Source organism: Nostoc piscinale CENA21, from assembly GCF_001298445.1.
Lineage (GTDB): Bacteria > Cyanobacteriota > Cyanobacteriia > Cyanobacteriales > Nostocaceae > Nostoc_B > Nostoc_B piscinale_A.
Genome location: NZ_CP012036.1, coordinates 2,997,828 through 3,018,399 on the forward strand (window position 1 = coordinate 2,997,828; position 20,572 = coordinate 3,018,399).

The following is a 20,572-nucleotide window of genomic DNA, read 5'->3' on the forward strand; positions in this document are numbered from 1 at the left end:
AATAAATTAATGACTAATATTAAGCAATTAATAAAATTCACTAAACCTTACCCCTACAGAATCATCCTAACAATAATGTTGGGATTCTCTGGCGCATTATTTAATGGTATAGGCACAGCAATGCTAGTGCCTATAATTCTAAGAATTGTAGGTCAAGATATAGATTTAACTAATGCACCACCTATTATTAAAGGTATAATGTTACCTTTTAACACTGTCCCGGATAATTATCGTAATTTGGTAATGGCAGTGGTAATTATATTCACAATTTTTTTTAAAAAAATGCTGCTGTATATGCTAGTAGTTTATCCTCCAGTTCTGTATCTCGCATATTAATCTCGGATATGCGAAAAGCGGGTGTGAAACTATTGCTAGATGTTGATATTAATTATTATACCAAGGCTAAACTTGGTGATTTAATGAATAGTTTGAATTCAGAAATTCCCCGTGCTGCAAATTCGCTGAATAATTTAATTAAATTATTAATTATTGGAATTACAATTTTAGTATTTATATTTTTATTATTATCAATTTCTTGGCAGTTGACGATTTGTACAACAGCTTTACTAGCTTTTATTACATTAATCAATCAGTATGCAATTTCGAGATCAAAAAGTTTTGGAAAATTACTATCTGAAATATCAAAAAAATTAACAAATACTTTAATCGAAACTTTAAGCGGTATTCGTTTAGTAAAGGCAACTGCTAATGAAGAAAGAACATATAACAAAATTAATACACTAATTCTTGAGCGGGAAAAAGCTGAATTTAAATCTCAAATTAATTCTGAAATCATTGCCCCAAGCAGCGAAGTTGCTGGAGTGATATCTTTATTAATAATTATACTTATAGGAAGAGCATTATTTGCAGATCAACTAGCTTCATTATCAACAGTTCTACTTACATATTTATTAGTGTTGCTTAGACTACTACCTTTTGTGTCACAGTTAAATACTCTCCGTAGTAGTTTTGCTAATAATTCTACTAGTGTAGATATTGTTGCTGACTTTTTACGACGTGACAATAAGCCTTTCATGCTCAATGGTAAAGAGACATACACCAAAATAGAGAAAGGCATACATTTTAATCAGATATCTTTTGCCTATCCCCAACATGAAAAGTTGGTATTAAAAGATGTAGATTTATACTTACCAAAAGGTACAACTTTAGCTTTGGTAGGTACTTCTGGTGCAGGTAAATCAACTTTAGCTGATTTATTACCGAGATTTTATGACCCTATATCTGGTTGTATTACTATCGATGGGGTTGACTTACGTCAATTTGATATACAATCTTTACGAAAAGCAATGGGTATCGTTAGTCAAGATACTTTTCTGTTTAATAACTCAATCAAAAATAATATCGCCTACGGTAAACCAGATGCCAGCGATGAAGAAATTCTCATAGCGAGTAAACGTGCTAACGCCTACGAGTTTATCTGTAAGTTACCCCAAGAATTTGACACTATGGTAGGCGATCGCGGGGTGATGTTATCCGGTGGACAGCGCCAACGCCTAGCTATAGCTCGTGCTTTGCTGCAAAATCCTGAAATTTTGATTTTAGACGAAGCAACAAGTGCATTAGATACTGTTTCTGAACGTTTGGTACAAGGTGCTATAGAGGAACTCAGCCGCGATCGCACAACTTTAGTTATTGCACACCGCCTTTCTACCGTACAAAAAGCTGAACAAATTGCTGTATTTGATCAAGGACGCGTAGTGGAATTAGGAACCCATGAAGAACTTTTACAACAAGGTGGTTATTATTCGCGTCTCTATTCAATGCAATTTGGTGAACAAGAAGAAACCTCAAAACAATCTAATCTAGCTTTTATTCGTGTCTCCTACGAGATTAGGACGCGACTAAATTCTATGATTGGTTGTTTAAGATTGTTAATGGATGGACTGATAGATGATGCTCAAGAACGTCAAGAACTCTTAAATGAAGCATACAAGTCTGCATTAAAAATTATGATTCACATTGAGATTTTTGAAGAAACTATCAGATTACAAATTAATTTATACTCATCATCATTGTTAGCACAAAAGAATGGTAACGATAAAAATGATATTGATTTGATGCAAAAATTTGAGCAATTTCCAACCCAAATAAATAATATTCTGAGTGATTTAGTTTTACTTACAGATGGTTTAGTAGATAATAATGAAGAACAAAACAAATTAATTACTGAATCTTATAATTTGGCTATCTATTTATTAGATAAGGTAGAGCTAATAGAAAAAATAAAATTATAAAATAAAAAGCTTCATAGCTTATTGATCAAGTAAAAATAAAATTCTAGCAGTGGACTGTCTAGACTAAAATGTTGCATTAAAATTATTTTTTAGGATGGGCTAGAAGCTCGTTCAGTTTGGACAAGATGCCCACAAAGCAAGAACGAATTTTTGCACTAATTTAGGATTGACACGCCACTACTTGAAATTTACTTTATAAATCATTTCCGAGATTAAAAAGTAAAAAGTAAAGTTGTTAATTTATTCTTGTAAATCGAAACTGATTCACATATATGAATTATTAGGTGTTCGCTACCTTGACGCTTATTTTTATACTGGATAATATTAACTATTATCTGTCAGAGTATTAATTTATGAAAAAAAATAGCTGTGTACTACCCATATTTTATGGGTGGTGGTGCTGAAGCAGTAGGGCTATGGATGATCCAAGCATTAAAAGATAAATATGATTTAACTTTATTTACTCTTGGAAAAATTGAACTTGATCGATTAAATTCGATGTATGGAACTAGTTTATTAAATGAAGACATTAAAATTAAAAATCTTCTTCCTGCACCCATCACTAAACTTTGCTACTTCATGATGGCTAATAGCAAAGATATTAGAATGGTTTTTTTCCATCTTCTAATCCGCTTTTTTAAACAGCATAGTCAGCAATATGACTTAGTTTTATCTGCATATAATGCAATGGATATGGGTCAAGTTGGTATTCAGTATATTCATTGGATTAAAGTCCTTGAGGGTAAAAAAATCCATCGAAAAATATCCAATTTCTCTGAAGAGCAAATTTTAAAAAATTTTTCTATAGTAAATTCTTATTGTGTTGCAGATATTACTAAAAAAATCTATGGTATTGATGCCAGGGTGGTGTATCCTCCTGTTGTGATTGATGTACCGAATCTAGCATGGAATGAAAAAGAAGAAGCATTCATTTGTAGCGGTAGAATTGTTAAAGCGAAAGAACCGCATAAAGTAATTAAAATTCTCCGGCTAGTTCGTGAACGAGGTTTTGATATTAAACTTCACATCACTGGTGGAGGAGGGGGTATTTATGAATGGCAGTACACGAATTTAATGAAAAAATTAGTGTCTGAAAACTCATCATGGATAACTGTACATAAAGATTTGCCTTATAAAGAATATGTCAAAGTTCTTTCTAAGTGCAAGTATGGAATTCACTTCAAAAAAGAACCTTTTGGTATATCAATTGCAGAAATGGTGAAAGCTGGTGCTATTCCCTTTGTGAAAAGTGAAGGTGGGCAAATTGAGATCATTGGTCAGAATAATGAAGAATTATTTTTCAATACAGAAGAAGAGGCTGTAGAAAAAATCATTGAAGTTTTAAGTAATTCAGATAAACAAAACAAACTGATTGAATCTTTAAACGATCAAAAAAAATTTATTCTCCACTCAGAAATTCATGTCGGAGATTAATGAAGTTGTCAACGATTATTTAAATCACAAAGTTGAGTTAACACTATAGCTATATTGGTTTTTATATCAATTAGGTAAATTAGAGATAATTTAATGCTAGTTTTAGTTCTTAAATGAGTGCTTGTATGAAATCAATTATCAATTACCATGTCATTGATTCAACAAATGTAGGAGATTTATTTTCTGTTCCTGCAAAATATTTTACTTTTCCTGGATATACTGTTGAGCAAGCTGATATCAGAACCATCAACCTTGAAGATGCAAGAGATAAACACATTATTGTAGGTGGAGGTGGACTACTATATTCTCCATTTTTGCAATCATTTTCAAAGCTTGTTGAATCTAAAGCACGTACAAAATTAATCGCTTGGGGTATTGGTCAGCAACTCTACGGTAATTCTTATACACTTGCAGAATTACAGAACTTTGACTATTCTCAATATCTGGAAAACTTTGATTTAATTGGCGTTCGAGATTTCGTCAATAAATATAATTGGGTTCCTTGTGCTAGTTGTATGCACCCAGCTTTCGACAAAAAGAGAGAAATCAAACATGAATTTGTAGTTTTTTCTCATAAAAAATTCCAAATAAAGATTCGGAATTTTCCCAAAATGACTAATAATAATCAAAATATTGAGGAGATTTTAGATTTTTTGGGTTCTGGTGAAACCATATTAACAAGTTCTTATCATGGAGCATATTGGGGGACTTTACTGGGAAGAAAAGTTTTATGTTTTCCATTTAGTAGTAAGTTTTATACACTCAAACATACTCCTGCAATCTTGCCTGTGCAAAAGTGGGTACAACAAAAAATTAAGTTTTCACTATTTAGTAAAACTTTTTTTTGAGTTGTATTATAAAAATAAATTTTCTTGCAAAACGGATGATTGGCAGAATTATCTAAAAGACTGTAAAGCATACCCTGAAAGTCTTAATGAATATCGAGAACGTAATCATTGGTACTACTCTCAAATATTAAATACTTTAGCTGATTCGTAACAATATGATTTCCAAATTACACAGTTTACTAGGTTGGAATTCTCCAGAAATTTTTTCATGTAATCAATAAAAATCAATTGCTTACCAATAAATTTTCACTTAAATACTGACCATTACGTAAGAAATTATCGCTCACTTAGAAAAACTTGAAAACCAAATCTAATCATTATGAAAACAAACATTTTGCCAAAAAACTATAACTTCTTTTTTCTGGAAAAGTTGCATGAACCTACAGCTTCTAGTGTGCAGGCTGCTAAAGCTGCCGATGGAGCAGCTAACTTGGGTTTTCCGACAGTTTTGATTTATCCTCAGCAAGGATGGCAAGCAATTAATCCGATTCATTTATTCCACCCTTTTCAACCACAAAAACCACCAGAAAATGTTATTAAATATTATAATTTTCAAGATAAATTACAAGTAGCAAAGCTACGAATGCCTTGGCATATTGATTACTGTAAAACTAAATTCACTAACTCTAACACTGTCGCCACCAAGTATTATTTTCCATTTTATATCCGAGCAACTACGAAAATTGTTCATGCTTGGAATTGGAATTTTATCAAAGCTGCAATAAAATATGGGATTCCGGCAATTTATGAGCATCATCACCATGAAGATAAGCAATTTGAACCAGAAATAGTAAATCATCCTTTGTTTCAAGTTGCTGTGACAGTTGCAGATACAGTCCGCGAAAGCATGATTCAACATGGTATACCACCAGAAAAACTGATTAAAATCTATAATGGATTTAATCATTTATTTATGCAGAGACAGCCGGAAAAAGCAGCAGAATGGCGGCAAAAATTATTGCAAAGTCAGCGTTCGCAATTGGTAGTTTATGCTGAAGCATTAAATAAATTTAAAGGTAAAGTTTTAGAAACTCATCCCAGAAAAATTGACGGATTTCTAGAAACTATTGAATTTGTTCAACAATTTTCTTGGGAAAATCGTGCCGCTAAAATTCTCAGTTACGTTGATGAACGTTTTTCGTCCGCAATTTAATTAATTCCCATCAGTTAAACGTGGTTTGGTGATATTTTGATATGGATGGTATTTGTACTCTTGCTAATGATAGAGTTTATAACCAATTAGTTGCTTTACTTAATAGTATAGAAGCAATTTATGGTCAATCAATGCCCGTTTGCATCTATCCTTATGATGACAAAATAGAGCAAATTACTCACGAAATTGCTCGTCGTCCTCATGTGCAGATTTATAACAATCAAGAATCTATTCATTCATGGGATGAATTTGTGCGTAATGTTTGGGATATTCATCCGACTGCTCAACAAGAATGGCTAAAAGTTACCAAAGAAAAATATCATCGATTTGGAACTCATCGACGTTACGGTGCTTTTGATGGGCCTTTTGACCGCTTCGTTTATATGGATGCTGATACCTTATTGATGAGTCCCCTGGATAAGATTTATGATCAGCTAAATTACTACGATTGGGTAGTATATGATTTTCAATATACAGATTTATCTCATGTATATCAAGAAAAATCGCCAAAATTAACAGAAATATTTTCGGTTGAAAGACTCAAAAAAGAAATATTTTGTTCTGGTTTTTATGCTTCCAAAAAGAACATATTTTCTTTAGAAACTAGAGATTCACTGCTAGGAAATCTCCATCAAGGAGAAGCAGAAATTCTTTATCCTTTTGCTCCTGATCAAACCATTCTTAATTATATGGTTATGCGCTCAGGAATTTATAATTGTAACTTAGCTTTACATCTACCATCTGACGAAAAAAACAGGATGCTGTGTCACTTCAAATCATTTTATAGCAAAAGATAACATCCTGTATGATAAAGGCAATCGCTTGACTTATATTCACTATATTGGCTTATCTTCTAAGTTATTTAATCAAGTTTGTAATGGAGAAAATATTGATTTCCCTTACAGAGATGTTTTTTTACATTATCGCTATTTACACGAACCAGAAAAGCGCCCAAAATTTACAACTAAACCAAAAGCTTACAATGCGCTTCCAAATTTAGGTACACGAATTCTCAAAAAATTAGGATTAGCAGTGGGACATAAATAATCAGATGGAAATAAAAACTGTTGGGATGATTAGCAGCTATGGCGCTTTAAAAACCAGAGGCGATTGGCTGTGGCAACAAACGCCGCATGCTTTTGGTGTTTGGCAAAATATTCAAATGCAGGCTTTAGCCAGTAAGCCTGATTTTTTATTAATGTATCAGTTTGATTTTCCCGAACCAACTAAACCGCTATCTTTGTTAGATAAAATGCGGAGAAAACCACAAAAAAAAACAGGTAGATATTACTTCTTTGTTACGCGGAGTTAGTAAAGAACGCATAATTTATCTAATGCGAGAACCGCCTTTAGATGAGGTAGTAGAAAAGAATATCAATAATTATAAAATAGCACAAAAATACTGCGGTTATGTTTCTGGCCCAGATGATTTTGCACCAATTCCTGAATATATGCCAGCTATTTGGTATCACAATAATTCATTTCGGGATTTAGATGAAATGCCGCCTCCAGCAAAAGTTAAAACTTGTAGTTGGATTACTTCGGGAATTAATCGTACAGCCAATCATCGCCAGCGTTTAGATTTTTTACAATCTTTGCAGTCTAGTCAAATCAAATTTGATTTATACGGACGCGACTTACCTAACTGGTCAAATTCTTTAGGAGAATTGAATAATAAATGGTATGGTATGTCCCCATATTATTACAATTTAGCAATTGAAAACTATGCAGATAATAATTGGTATGTGAGTGAAAAGCTTTGGGATGCTTTATTAGCATGGTGTTTACCAATTTATTATGGTGGCTCTGCGGCGGATAAATTATTACCATCTGGTAGTTTTTTAAGATTACCTAGCTTAGATGAAAAAGGCATTGCTTATATTCAAGAAGTAACTGCTACTCCTGATGCTTGGTATGCTGCTAAAGATGCGATCGCCGAAGCTAGGCAAATAATTTTACACAAATTAAACCTGCTAAATTGGTTAGCAAATTTTGTAAAAAATCATGGATAAAAAAGGTAGATAAGATGAGTCGCGGAATTTATATTATTGCCAATGATAAAGTGACAGATCATGCGATCGCACTCCTCAACAGTATCCGTACTTATGATGCGGATACACCAATCGTCATGATTCCTTATGATGATAACTATCACAACATAGCCGCTACACTGAATCAATATTATGGTGTGCAGCTATACGAAGACTTAGAATTTATTGACCGTCTTTCTAAAAGATTACACGAAACTTTCGGCGGTCAATTTTTCGCCCGTCCTAATCAATTTCGCAAACAGGCTTGTTGGTTCGGCCCGTTCGATGAATTTTTGTACATTGATACAGATATTGTGGTCTTTGAAAAGATTATTGATAATCTCAATTACTTAGCAAATACAGATTTTATTTGTTGTGATTATCAGCATTCAGGCGGCATTAAAAATGTCTTCAGCCAGAAGGTATTAACCGATAAAGTATTTACTGAGTCTGAAGTCAAAGATATTTTCAATGGTGGTTTTTGGGCTTCCAAGAAAAACCTCATTTCCGAACAAGATTTGTACGAAACTTTTGCTGAATGTGCCGCCCATACAGATTATTTCGACTTTTCTGAAAAGACTTCTGACCAACCAATTATCAACTATATGTTGCTCAAACGGATTTCGCGCCGATTTAATGTGGTGCGTCGCCCAGGAAAAGCACCAGGAAATTGGGCAGGTAGTCCACAATTTCAACAACAGGGCAACATTTTGATTGATCCGGCTGTTAATCAACCCCTGCAATATCTCCACTGGGCTGGGATTCGCATTCAACCAGGTTGTCCTTATTGGGGGATTTGGGAATATTATCGCAATTTAAATCCCGACATACCGCCTGCGTCAATTCCCGCCCCAACCAAACCAAGTCAGTGGGAGACAACATTACGGACAATTAAAAAACAAGTTCACAAAATCTTTAAGTAAGATTTAATATTGCCATTGATGATTTTTGATTTTTGATCGGCGAAACAGTTGCGATCGCCCCCCGCCTTTCGCTAGGATCTGTAAGCTTTAGGGTATAGACAAACCCCCTTGGGATACAGCTACACTCATGTAGGTTATCCGGCTGCAACCCAAGTTATTGAGATTTTACAGGAAAAACAACAAAACAATGGCGAAACGTGTCCAGTTAGTTTTAACTCAAGATGTCAGCAAGTTAGGCAAATTAGGTGACTTAGTAGAAGTTGCTCCTGGCTATGCTAGAAATTACCTTATTCCCAAGAGTTTGGCAACCCGCGCGACTCCTGGTATTCTCAAGCAAGTAGAACGCCGTCGTGAACAAGAACGTCAACGGCAATTAGAACTCAAACAACAAGCCTTAGAACAAAAAGCAGCTTTAGAAAAAGTTGGCAGTTTGAAAATTGCCAAGCAAGTTGGTGAAAACGAAGCCATTTTCGGTACTGTCACCACTCAAGATGTCGCCGATGCAATTCAAGCTGCTGCTAACCTAGAAGTTGATCGTCGTGGTATTACTATCCCCGACATTGGCAAGCTAGGTACTTACAAGGCTGAAATCAAGTTGCATTCAGACGTAACCGCGCAAATAGACGTTGAAGTTGTTGCAAGCTAACAATTTTTTGAGGTTCTGCCACAGATACACACAGATGTTTTATCAGTGTTAAATCTGTGGTTGTTCATTTCTCAATCCCCGTACTAGAGTGTTCTCTCGCAGATTTTGGACTATAAGAGTAGTAGAAACATCCTTATTACTCATCCAAAATCGCGTATGGCGGAAGAATTAAGTTTTCAAGGCGATGGTAGCGATCGCCTACCACCCCAAAATATTGAAGCAGAAGAAGCGATTTTGGGGGGAATTTTATTAGATCCAGAAGCGATTGGGCGAGTTAGCGATCGCTTGGTTCCTGAAGCATTTTACATTAGCGCCCATAAAGATATTTACCAAGCCGCCTTGCGCCTCCACGCCCAAGGTAAACCCACAGATTTACTATCTATTACCAGCTACTTAGCCGATAATGATTTACTAGCGCGGATTGGTGGTAGAAATAAATTAGCTACCCTCGTAGACCGGACAGTTTCAGCAGTTAACATCGACGCTTTAGCAGGTTTAGTCATGGAAAAATACCTGCGGCGACAGTTAATTAAAGCTGGTAACGAAATTGTCCATCTTGGTTACGAGACAGAAACCGAGTTACCTATAGTTTTAGACAAAGCAGAACAAAAAGTTTTTGGTGTCACCCAAGAACGCCCACAATCAGGATTAGTTCATATTTCTGATACTTTAGTCAATACATTTCAAGATATTGAAACACGTCATCAAGGTGTCGCCTTACCTGGGATTCCTTGTGGCTTTTATGATTTAGATGCCATGACTAGCGGTTTTCAGCGTTCTGATTTGATTATCGTTGCTGGCAGGCCATCAATGGGCAAAACCGCATTCTGTCTCAACCTAGCTCATAATATTGCTGCTTTATATAAATTACCAGTTGCTGTTTTTAGTTTAGAAATGTCTAAAGAACAGCTAGTACAGCGACTATTAGCTAGTGAAGCGGGAATTGAATCTGGTTATCTGCGGAGTGGACGCATCAGCCAAACCCAGTGGGAACCGTTAAGTCGAGCAATTGGTATGCTTTCCGAGATCCCAATTTATATTGACGATACACCGAATATGACAGTTAACGAGATGCGTTCTCAAGCCAGACGACTGCAAGCCGAACAAAGTGCAGATTTAGGCTTGATTGTCATAGATTACCTGCAACTAATGGAAGGTGCAGGTGATAACCGCGTACAAGAATTATCCCGCATCACGCGCAGTCTCAAAGGTTTAGCCCGTGAGTTATCTGTACCTATAATTGCATTATCACAGTTAAGTCGCGGTGTAGAAGCACGTACCAACAAGCGCCCAATGTTATCTGATTTGAGAGAAAGCGGCAGTATTGAACAAGATGCCGATTTGGTTATTATGTTATACCGCGATGAATATTATTCACCAGATACCCCCGATCGCGGCATTGCTGAAGTCATAGTAGCAAAACACCGCAACGGCCCAACAGGTACAGTAAAACTCTTATTCGATCCGCAATATACTAAATTTAAAAACCTAGCCAGACCAAATTATTAACTATGAAGTATGAAGTATGAAATTTTCAGACTTCATACTTCACACTTCAGACTTTATTTAACATCAAGCAATTCCACATCAAAAATTAGGGTAGCGTTGGGTGGAATCACGCCACCTGCGCCACGGGAACCATAGCCTAACTCTGAAGGGATAATCAACTCACGCTGACCACCAACTTTCATGGTGCTGAGTCCTTCGTCCCAGCCTTTGATCACTTGTCCTACGCCGATAGTAAAGCTAAAAGGACGGCCGCGATCGCGGGAACTATCAAACTGAGTACCATCTTCTAAAGTGCCAGTGTAGTGAACTACAACTGTTTGGCCAGACTGAGGAGTTGCCCCTGTTCCCTCTTTGATTTCAACGTATTTCAGCCCAGAGGAAGTAGTGACAACATTTTTATCAGACATAGAGTTGTTCGCTATTAGAGTATCGTTTTTTGTAATGGTAGTGGGTGATGATTGCGCTTGGGTCAAATTAGCCGCAATGGCAGTATCTGGTTTACCACCTAATTGTGCTAACACTAGAACCACCACACAAACCAGCATGACACCCACGCTGAGTAAAATTGCTTTCAAAGTTAGTCCTCCATACTGAGGTCGTTTGGTAAAAGCAATACCAACAGGACACATTTAGTTTAAATCAGAAAGCACATTTTAACGCCAAAGCTTATTTTCTAAATCCCGTACTTGACGTTCTAAACGGTCAATTCTCCCCCGGAGTTCATCTACCTCAGACTGACGCGCCACCCCTAAATCCTGCATCATATTCCGCATTTGTCGTTGCATTTGAGCATCCCAGTTTCCTTGCTCCGACTTTAGCTGCTGTACAATATCATCCATTACTGCCTTAGCTTGCTCAGGGTTAAGCTTACCGTCTTTGACTAATTCATCACTCACCTCACGCAGCTTTTCTGCCACCAAAGACGTTGTACCAATTCCCACCATCATTAGCTGTTGCAACCAGTTGTTGCTATCCATACGTCCTTCCTGTTATTTATTTCAAACCAGCCTCCTTGCTCTTGAGTGTATGCAATCAAGCTATGCTGGAAGCGGAGTTAATTCTAGCCTACATCTCTATTTTGGCAAATTAGCAAACATCAGGAATTAATGAGTGTGGTTATAGAACTGCTAAAATTTCAAGTTGACCCAAATCTGCGCGAAACTTTTATCCAGAAGGATGCAGAAATTTGGACAACAGCATTAGCAAAATATCCAGGCTTCCTCAGCAAAGAAGTCTGGATTAACCCAAACAACCCCTCAGAAGTAACTTTCATCATTCGTTGGGCAACAAGAGAACAATGGCAAGCTATTTCTGAAGCAGATTTAGTAGCCATTGATAGAAAATTCGCGCAAGCATTAGGAAATAATTTTCAGATGATTGAATCAGCAGAATATCAAGTCAGAAAATTTCCTCATCCGTGAGATTGTATTTGTAGATAAAAAAAATACTTATGGTTTGTAAGAGTTATTTTATGAATAAACTCTTTCTTTGGATTTACTAATGATTTGAAACTACAGGCAGATAATAGGTTATAAATTGGTAAATAATATAAAAAATGTGACTATATTATGTAGGAAATTTAACAATGGAACTTTATCCTAGCGATAAAACTGAAACTGCATATAATGGCAAAGATCGTAATGCTGCTGAACTTGGTTTCACTCCTCAAGCTGAACTTTGGAATGGTCGTTTTGCGATGATTGGTTTTCTCGCTTATTTACTATGGGATTTAAATGGTTTTAGTGTAGTTCGAGATGTACTGCACTTGGTTGCTTACAATTCCCGCTAATAATTAGGCTGATTTCAAAAAATAGATTATGAGGAAAGTAATGCCCATAATCTATTTTTTATATGCAGCGATGGCTAGAATAAGATTATCTATTTATTACAGCAAATTCTTGAGTAAGATTTGTTTGCAAAGATGGACGTAAACTCAAATAAGCCAATATACCAACTAAAGGGATAAGTGATACTGTCCAAAAGATTGCGGGACTATTCCAGCGACGACGCGCCATATCATCACCCAAAACAGTGGGGAATAAAACACAGAATAGGCAGAATGCTAAACTCATACCATTAATGAAGCGATCGCTTTGAAATTGCTGCACGAAATCTGACCAATCACCTAACAAGCCATAAGCAACTATCACAATAGTACTTAAGCTCACAATTATCCCAAACAAGCGCGAATCTAACAAACGCAAAAACGCATCCTTTTGTCCAGAAAATTCTTGATTGGGTTCACGTAAAGCCAAATATGGCAAAAGCCCCAAAATACCTGAACCTACTGCTGCTAAGACAAAAGGCCAAAAGGGAATTTGTTGCATTCTGCCATCAATAAACAACAAACCACTGTAAATTAATAGCCAAATCCCAACCAAGGAAAATAAAGCAACAATAATGGGATTAACTGCGCTCAAATTGAAAGTAAGTATATTCTTGAGTAGCGTTAGGGTTTCTTCAAGATGTAGTGGTGGGGCAAAAAACACAATATAAGCAATGAATCCAACCCATATTAGCCATAATATAAGTTTTTTCATCATCAAATTTAATTAGCCTACAAACACCTAAATTATTTTCAACAATTTCAAAGGATGCAAAGCCCTAAAGGAAGAGAAAAAATCTGAAGTATGAAATCTAAAGTATGAAGTCTGAAATGAAGAAACCTCTATAGTAAGCTCTAATATCCCCGACTTCCGTGAGAAGTCGAGGATATAATTGTTAATTAACAGTTGCTTGTTGCTTGGATATACCTGTTGTCTCAGTTTCAGGTAAAGCTGGGCGTAAACACAAATAAATCAATGGGCCAAATAACGGAACCAAACTTATTAACCAGAATATTTGATGATTTTTCCAGCCCCGACGCGCCATATCATCTTCTAGTAATAGGGGAAATAATATGCACAATAGGCAAAAATCTAAACTCATCACATGGATAAAGCGGTTAGTTTGCCACTGTTGGATAAAATCTTGCCAGTCTCCACCTTGCACACTATAAGCAACTAATATACCTGCAATTACGGTGAGGATAATACCAGTCACACGAGAATCTAGCAGCTTGATGAAAATAGTTTTTTTACCAACAAACTCTTGATTTGGTTCTCGCAGAAATAAATAAGGTAACAAAGCAAAAGCACCTACACCAAAAGATGCAGTCGCAAATGGCCAAGCAGGGATTTTTTGACATCTCCCGTCAGTAAATACTACTGCACTATAAATGAGAGGCCAAACTCCCATAATATTGAATAACGAAATAATTAAAGGATTAATCCCTTGCCACTGTCCAAGAGAGAGTTTCTTGATTAAATCGAATGTATCGGGTTGATCAGGGGGTGCTAAAAAGAAAGCATATACAACAAATCCCATCCAAAGGGAAAACAGAGATACTTTTCGCAACATAAACTTAAAAATAAGTTTATTTTAACGCTTTATGGTTCTTAATAGTTTTGCTGCTTTACTGACAAGTCGTTTACGTTTGTAGTGAAAGTAGGAAGATTCTTGAATTTTAACAATAATTGTTTCCAGATAATTACATGCAGTCTGGACATCTCCCTGGCGAGAGAGAATTTCCGCCAAGATGATATAAGCTTGTGGATGATTCCAACTTTGAATGTGATTTTCTAGATGCTGTTTAGCGGCTTCAAATTCTTGTAAAGCAAACAATGTTTCGCCATACATTAAAGAAGCATCACCATATTTATAATCTGGGTCTATTTTTAATATAGTTTCTAAATAAGACTTGGCAGAAGTGAATTTTTTATTTTTAATATCAATAAATGCTTCATTCCAAAGAGTTTGGAGATTGTCATCGGCGTTGTTGAAATCTTGCGGATTTGAGGCTGTTGGTTGATCTACGCTTTCCACGTCATCTGGGAGATGATGACTGAAATTCACATAATGAGCAGCTTTTTTGATACTTGTTGCTTTTACTTTGCGCCGTTTACGGCTACTTGTCAAATTTTTCCAAGGCTTCTTAACTGGGATATATCCTCGCGGTATCCAACGCTGAAAACAGTAAGCGATCGCACCAAAAAAGTTGACAATAATTAAAACCCACAGCCATAATCGCTTGTCTGGTTCGTTGCGAATACAATCATAAAGCATGAATAACCAAAATCCGGCCATTAACAACAATCCCACAACTTTGATCATTGACTGAATTCCCATCTGCAAGTTTTAGTCTTCCTCACAAAATACGTTTCACTTGTTTAGGAACAGGTTTATAGCATAAAGCAGAAGGCAGGAGGAAAAGTCTTACTATTCTTGGTATTCACGCTTTCAAATTTTCCTAACATATCTGACTACCGCTTTAACTTTAAACAAAGTCCTAGTTTGCGAGATGATACCCTAGAATTTCTGTAAAATGGAAACGTATGAGGTAGGAAATTCCATTAAAACCTAGATTCAGTCAAATCATCAAGAGTGACTAAAGATACAAATTTAGTCAGTGGGATTGCGAAATAAGCTGTTAACTGAAAGCTTCGGAAAGGTAATCGGCGGCGGCGGCTACTACTGCGATCGCACTTTCGTAATCTAGGCGCGTTGGCCCTAAAACGCCGACACTCCCAATCGGTACAGAACCTCGACGGTAGGTAGAAGAAATTAAGCTGCAAGTACGTATCGGCTCTAATGGATTTTCTGCACCAATTCGCACTGTCACCCTAGATTTACTTGCATCTTCTGTCTCTGGTTCATCAAAGATTAATTGACATAATTTGTCTTGTTCTTCTTCCAGCAATTGCATAATTGTTTTGACTTGCTGCAATTGAGAAAATTCTGGCTGACGCAATACTTCTGTGACTCCACGCACCATAATTTGTGTTGTGGTTGGTGCTTGAGTACGACGGCTTAATTCTGCAACCGAACTTTTCAAGAATTCGCCATACAGTTGAAATTCTTGATCTAATTCGCTCCAATTTAAGTTAGCTATTTCTAATAAACTCCGTCCGCGTAAATGGCTATTTAAGAAGTTAGAAACTATCTGCAACTCACGATCAATTACTTCAGCATCTAGTTGCAAATTTTCTTTTCCTGGCGGTAAATCCATCACTTTAGAATGGGTTTCATAGCCATCTGTGACTAAAATTAGCATGATTCTACCAGCTTCAATTTGTAACAGTTGCAAATGTCGCACTAAGGCTGTTGAAGTTTGAGGCATAGTAATCAAGCTAATACAGCCACTTAATGTAGCTAAAATCTGTGCAGCTCCGTGAATTAGGGCTTCCAAACTCCAATCTTCCCAATGCAGGCGTTGTTGGAGTGACAGTTCTACTTCCTTGGCTAAGGTTTCTGTTCGTGTAGCGTCTCGCAGAGAAGGTGTAATTAACTGGTCAACATAAATGCGATAACCGGAGTCAGAAGGTATTCTTCCGGCTGAGGTGTGTGGTTGATAAAGTAGCCCAGATTTTTCTAATGCACCCATCACATTACGAATTGTGGCCGAGCTAACGCCTAAGTCGTACTCTTCCACTAAAACCTTTGATCCAACAGGTTCTGCTGTCGCAATGTAGTGACGTATTGTTGCCCAAAGGATGTGCTGTTGTCGATTGGTTAACTGGACTTCCATAAGGTGCCTATTACTGAAAGCAAATTTAAGAAAAGTTTGAAAAAAATTTTTTGAGCTAATGAAAAAAAAGATTAATATTAGTTAATTAAGATAGCAAAATTTTTATCTATATTATAGTTACCGATGGCAACATTAATTGAGTTGCTCATTCTGAACTTATTAATCTTTTTTGGCAAAAAAGCTATTTGAGAATTAAAATTTTTTTATTATTAAGTATCTTCCCACAAATTTTACAAATAAGTTGTATTGTTAGATACTTATTTTTCTCACCATTTAAGTTAGATGTCGTCAGGATAAATGCTGATTGTGGGGATTGGAAGAAGAAGCAGGGGGCAGAGGGCAGGGTGCAAGGGAGAGAAGAACCAATGACAAAGGACAAATGACCAATGACTATTGACTAATATTGTGGGATTGCTGGGTCAACTAGTTGGGAATAAGCTGCGATACCACCTGTAATATTTTTGACATTGGTAAACCCTTGAGCAATCAACCACTGACACATCTGAGCAGAACGCACACCGTGATGACAAAGGACGAGGGTTTCGGCTTCTGGATTTAACATCGTAAAAATTTTTTCATTCCAGTCGGCATATTCACTCAAAGGTAAGTTAACAAACCCTGGGAGACTGGCGATCGCTAATTCTTGGGGTTCACGTACATCTACTAACTGGATATTTGCATCGCTAGTAGCTAAACGTTCTGCCAATTCCTCTACACTAATTTGCATCATAGGTTGACCAAAGGATTTATCTGTGATGAAGTTTTTGTAAACGATCCTATACATTTATGTTGACAGAAAATCTTCCCCTTAGCATGAGCATCGATTCTCAATAATTTCGGCTTAGTCTCAAGATTGTCTGTTAAGACTGGGTGTAAGGGGTTAAGGGTGTAAGGTACAGGGGAAAACGAGATTCTATTGACCTAAATATCTTTCACACCTCTTACTTACGTAGTGAGACGAAAAACCAAGGGTTTAGGGGAGTGTGAAAGGGTATAGGGGTGTAGGTGTTCAAAACCCTTACACCCTTACACCCATTCTTAACAGTAACTTTTGTGCGTAAGTCTTAACACCCTTACACGCTGTTCATTAATTCTGCTTAAATGGCTGTGAAAGTCAGTATTTAATAGCTTTATGGTGAATCGGCAAAGCTCATTTTTTGGTTTTATAGCGGCTGGTGCGATCGCACTGATATTAATTGCGATCGCAGTTTTTTGGTTTTTCACCAGAACTCCTGTGACTCTCGTCACTTCCACCACCTCCCAGCCTGGTGCAGCTATTTTTGTGTCGAAGCTTTCTCCGGTGATGGTGTCGTTACTCACCAACCCTGAACGTTTGCAAGCTTTAGAACGAGAAGGGGAAATTTCTAAAATCAAAACCAGTTTATTGGCTAAAAGTGGCATAGATTATCAAAAAGATATTCAGCCGTGGTTGGGTAACGAAATTACACTAGCTGTCACCACCACAGATTTAGATCGTGATTCCGCCAATGGACAGCAGCCAGGATATCTCATGGCTTTAGCCACCACTAAACAAGACAAAAGCCGCGAGTTTGTCGAGTTATTATTTTCTAAACGGGTATTAGCTGGCTCTAACTTAGATACCGAAGAATATCAAGGTGTGAAGGTGCTTTACGATAGCCAACTCGCCGCCGCAGTAGTTGGTGATGGCTTTGTGTTATTTGCTAATGATCCTAGCGTTGTCAAGGATGCAATTAACAATGTCCAAGCGCCAGACCTAAATTTAACTAGTTCACCCCAATACCAAAAAGCTCTTCAGCAATTACCGGAAGCTTCCTTAGCCGTGGCTTTCTTGAATTTTCCCATCGTTGCTCAATGGCAAGGTTTAGCATTATCAGAACCAACCTACGACAGTGAAATTGTGTCTCTGGGCTTGAACTCCAAAGGTTTATTAGCAGAAACCAGCTTTTTAACAGCATCTGAACTCACGCCACCAGCCACGCCACTGACAAAACCAGTCGGGGCGTTGAAATACATCCCAGCATCGGCAGGTTTGGCGATTTCTGGTGCAAACTTAAGCAACTTGGCTGACAGTGATTTAGCGAAATTCTGGATGCAAATCAAAACAGCTATTTCGGGTTCAGAAACAGATGTGATTTCCCGCTTGGTACAACCATTAACCGAGGTACAAAAAACCTGGGGTATCAACTTTAATCAAGATATTTTTAGCTGGGTGAAGGGAGAATATGCGATCGCACTTTTACCACGTACAGGCCAAGTTCTTCCTGATTGGATTTTTGTGGTGGAGAAAACCGAGGAATTACCCGAAGGAATTGCCAAATTAGATGCGATCGCATCCGCAAAGGGACTTAGCAGCAACACCCTGAGTTTAAATAAACAACAAATCTCCGCTTGGACAGAGTTAAGCACTAAAAAAACACAAATCAAAGACAGACCATCATTCACCATTGAAGCCACAGCCCAAGGGATACACACCACCCTCGACAATTACGAAATTTTCGCCTCAGACTTGGCGACAATGGATGAAGTTCTTGCTGGTAAAGAAAAATCCTTACTAGACAATCGCAATTTCCAAAACAGCGTCGCAGCGATTCCCCAACCCAATCAAGGTTACATATATCTAGATTGGGCAAAAAGTCAAGGAGTTTTAGAAAGGCAAATCCCCGTGCTGAAACTCATAGAAGTCTTAGGTAAACCATTTTTTAACAGCCTGCGATCGCTCACCCTCAGCAGTTACGGTAGCGAAACCAATGCACTCAAAGGCGGGATTTTTCTACAACTGCAAGAGTAAGAAAAAGTCTGAAGCCTGAAACCAAAGGAGAAGTAAATAATGACCATTGACAAATGACAAATGGCCAATGACTAATCCTTTTTGTGTCACATCCTAATGTGGCACAGCTAAATCAAAATTTTCAGGAATGAATTAATTACAATATGTATATATAACTACATTTAGTCAAGCCTGTTGGAGGGCTACTATGAAAGACCGTCGCCCCCGACTTCAGAAGCGAATCAGTTGGGTTTTAGCTATCTTAGCTGCTGTTACAGCAGCACCAGCGATCGCCGAAACACCCAACTTTGGTAAGTTCAGTTTGGTACCAGGGTTTGAAACTGCCCAAGGTAAATTTTCGGGTTATACGGGTGGTTCTTTTTCCTTGTCAGCGATTAGTAACCGCGATCGTGATAAAAAAGCTTGCATTGGCTTTGCCGACCCCAAGCCAGATTACACAATGGTTTTAGAAAAAGACTTTGAGCAACTAACAATATTAGTTAACACTGGTAATACAGATACAACATTGCTAGTGAAAGGCCCAGACAATGACACAATTCGTTGCGGCGATGATACTGGTAGAAGTAAAGATGCTAGTATTAGCGATCACAACTGGAAAAAAGGTATTTATCAGATTTGGGTCGGTACATTTAATCCAGATGCCAAGCATAAGTATACTTTGACAGTTCAGCAAAAATAATAGGGAATAGGAGCTACTAAGATAAAGGTCAAAAGTCAAAAGGTAAAAGATTAGTTCCTTTTTACTTTTGCCTTTTTATTTTTAACTTTATCAATTCCATCCCCACTCCCCAACTATGACTAGTCGTTTAGTAAAAGCAAAACTCATCGCCACAGAACAAGCTGCGCCAGATATTGAGTTTATGTTTAACCCTTCTCAGTTAGACTTCTCGCAGCAGATTAATTTGACCAAAAGTAGTGGTGCGCGTACAGGGCGAGGTTTACCAAAAGTTAGTTTTGCTTACCCCGAACCATGCAAACTCAGTATTAATAACATCATATTTGACACTTACGAAAGCGGTACTAGCGTCCTCACCCATCTCAAGAAATTTGAAAAAGCCGTTAACTTTGCTGAAGCTGGCGCAGGTCAAGAAAAGCGCCCACCAGTGTATATATTTACCTGGGGCGACCAGCAATATTTACGCTGTTTTGTTCAATCTCTTAACTACAGCCTGACTTTGTTTTTACCAGACGGTACACCAGTACGTGCCAAAGTTAACCTCACCCTAGAGGAAGTTGATGAATCAATTTCCCAGCCAGGAATGGGGACATCTAGCAGCGTAGACCGGACTGGCGACAGCAGAAGTAGCCGGAGTTAACTGCCTTCGGGCGAGGTAGACGGCAGTGGTTGGACTTCGCTCACCAACTGGGCAGGAAGCAGAAGGGAAAATTTTGAATTAAGAATAAAGCCTTTTTGACTCGCCCATTTGGGTTTAAATTT

General features: G+C 37.4%; 18 protein-coding genes and 3 pseudogenes. 14 read left to right on the plus strand and 7 right to left on the minus strand.

The window, feature by feature from the left end; all coding sequences use genetic code 11:
* The first annotated feature begins 9 nt into the window (after positions 1-9).
* The 9 genes and pseudogenes from ACX27_RS12960 to dnaB all read left to right on the plus strand — a co-directional run bounded on the left by ACX27_RS12960 (position 10) and on the right by dnaB (position 10,798).
* A pseudogene (locus ACX27_RS12960) lies at positions 10-2,255 on the plus strand (ABC transporter ATP-binding protein).
* A gap of 387 nt (positions 2,256-2,642) precedes the next feature.
* Positions 2,643-3,689, plus strand: coding sequence for a glycosyltransferase (locus ACX27_RS12965; RefSeq protein ID WP_235526618.1), 1,047 nt, complete (start codon positions 2,643-2,645; stop codon positions 3,687-3,689).
* A 125-nt stretch (positions 3,690-3,814) separates the two neighbouring features.
* Positions 3,815-4,537 (plus strand): polysaccharide pyruvyl transferase family protein, encoded by a 723-nt coding sequence (locus ACX27_RS12970; protein ID WP_235526619.1) that lies wholly within the window; start codon positions 3,815-3,817, stop codon positions 4,535-4,537.
* 319 nt (positions 4,538-4,856) lie between these two features.
* Positions 4,857-5,690, plus strand: coding sequence for a glycosyltransferase family protein (locus tag ACX27_RS12975; RefSeq protein WP_062292962.1), 834 nt, complete (start codon positions 4,857-4,859; stop codon positions 5,688-5,690).
* Positions 5,691-5,731: 41 nt separating this feature from the next.
* Positions 5,732-6,737: pseudogene (locus ACX27_RS12980) on the plus strand (Npun_R2821/Npun_R2822 family protein).
* A gap of 4 nt (positions 6,738-6,741) precedes the next feature.
* Positions 6,742-7,702 (plus strand): annotated as a pseudogene (locus ACX27_RS12985) (glycosyltransferase family 10 domain-containing protein).
* Positions 7,703-7,716: 14 nt separating this feature from the next.
* Positions 7,717-8,643: an Npun_R2821/Npun_R2822 family protein gene (locus ACX27_RS12990; protein ID WP_062292965.1), complete on the plus strand. Its 927-nt coding sequence runs from the start codon at positions 7,717-7,719 to the stop codon at positions 8,641-8,643.
* Positions 8,644-8,830: 187 nt separating this feature from the next.
* A complete protein-coding gene (gene rplI / locus ACX27_RS12995) occupies positions 8,831-9,289 on the plus strand; it encodes a 50S ribosomal protein L9 (RefSeq protein WP_062292968.1) in 459 nt (152 codons plus the stop codon).
* A gap of 156 nt (positions 9,290-9,445) precedes the next feature.
* Positions 9,446-10,798, plus strand: coding sequence for a replicative DNA helicase (gene dnaB / locus ACX27_RS13000; RefSeq protein WP_062292971.1), 1,353 nt, complete (start codon positions 9,446-9,448; stop codon positions 10,796-10,798).
* 53 nt (positions 10,799-10,851) lie between these two features.
* Here dnaB and ACX27_RS13005 read toward each other — a convergent pair whose 3' ends face one another.
* Both ACX27_RS13005 and ACX27_RS13010 read right to left on the minus strand, forming a co-directional pair.
* Entirely contained in the window at positions 10,852-11,373 is a 522-nt protein-coding gene (locus ACX27_RS13005; RefSeq protein ID WP_062298317.1) for an FKBP-type peptidyl-prolyl cis-trans isomerase, read from the minus strand.
* Positions 11,374-11,451: 78 nt separating this feature from the next.
* The gene (locus ACX27_RS13010; protein WP_062292974.1) at positions 11,452-11,775 is read right to left on the minus strand and encodes a phasin family protein; all 324 of its coding nucleotides are present in this window, start codon (positions 11,773-11,775) and stop codon (positions 11,452-11,454) included.
* Between the two features lie 135 nt (positions 11,776-11,910).
* On the opposite strand from ACX27_RS13010, the gene ACX27_RS13015 reads away from it, so the two are divergent.
* The gene (locus ACX27_RS13015) at positions 11,911-12,219 is read left to right on the plus strand and encodes a TIGR03792 family protein (RefSeq protein ID WP_062298319.1); all 309 of its coding nucleotides are present in this window, start codon (positions 11,911-11,913) and stop codon (positions 12,217-12,219) included.
* Between the two features lie 164 nt (positions 12,220-12,383).
* Positions 12,384-12,587 (plus strand): chlorophyll a/b-binding protein, encoded by a 204-nt coding sequence (locus ACX27_RS13020; RefSeq protein WP_062292977.1) that lies wholly within the window; start codon positions 12,384-12,386, stop codon positions 12,585-12,587.
* 85 nt (positions 12,588-12,672) lie between these two features.
* Here the strand turns inward: ACX27_RS13020 and ACX27_RS13025 are convergent, their stop codons facing one another.
* The 5 genes from ACX27_RS13025 to ACX27_RS13050 all read right to left on the minus strand — a co-directional run bounded on the left by ACX27_RS13025 (position 12,673) and on the right by ACX27_RS13050 (position 17,121).
* Positions 12,673-13,341, minus strand: a complete 669-nt coding sequence (locus ACX27_RS13025) for a hypothetical protein (protein WP_062292980.1) — start codon at positions 13,339-13,341, stop codon at positions 12,673-12,675.
* 178 nt (positions 13,342-13,519) lie between these two features.
* Positions 13,520-14,197, minus strand: coding sequence for a DUF2834 domain-containing protein (locus tag ACX27_RS13030; protein ID WP_062292982.1), 678 nt, complete (start codon positions 14,195-14,197; stop codon positions 13,520-13,522).
* A gap of 21 nt (positions 14,198-14,218) precedes the next feature.
* On the minus strand, positions 14,219-14,965 hold the full coding sequence (locus ACX27_RS13035) for a tetratricopeptide repeat protein (RefSeq protein ID WP_235526620.1): 747 nt from the start codon (positions 14,963-14,965) through the stop codon (positions 14,219-14,221).
* Between the two features lie 301 nt (positions 14,966-15,266).
* Positions 15,267-16,364, minus strand: a complete 1,098-nt coding sequence (hrcA, locus tag ACX27_RS13040) for a heat-inducible transcriptional repressor HrcA (protein ID WP_062292988.1) — start codon at positions 16,362-16,364, stop codon at positions 15,267-15,269.
* 397 nt (positions 16,365-16,761) lie between these two features.
* Entirely contained in the window at positions 16,762-17,121 is a 360-nt protein-coding gene (locus ACX27_RS13050; RefSeq protein ID WP_062298321.1) for a rhodanese-like domain-containing protein, read from the minus strand.
* A gap of 375 nt (positions 17,122-17,496) precedes the next feature.
* Between ACX27_RS13050 and ACX27_RS13055 the strand changes: the two genes are divergently transcribed.
* The 3 genes from ACX27_RS13055 to ACX27_RS13065 all read left to right on the plus strand — a co-directional run bounded on the left by ACX27_RS13055 (position 17,497) and on the right by ACX27_RS13065 (position 20,450).
* Positions 17,497-19,134 carry a DUF3352 domain-containing protein gene (locus ACX27_RS13055; RefSeq protein ID WP_062292993.1) on the plus strand — a complete coding sequence of 546 codons (1,638 nt, stop codon included), beginning with the start codon at positions 17,497-17,499 and terminating at the stop codon, positions 19,132-19,134.
* 187 nt (positions 19,135-19,321) lie between these two features.
* Positions 19,322-19,813, plus strand: coding sequence for a hypothetical protein (locus ACX27_RS13060; protein ID WP_062292995.1), 492 nt, complete (start codon positions 19,322-19,324; stop codon positions 19,811-19,813).
* 115 nt (positions 19,814-19,928) lie between these two features.
* Positions 19,929-20,450, plus strand: coding sequence for a CIS tube protein (locus ACX27_RS13065; RefSeq protein ID WP_062292998.1), 522 nt, complete (start codon positions 19,929-19,931; stop codon positions 20,448-20,450).
* Positions 20,451-20,572: the final 122 nt, after the last annotated feature.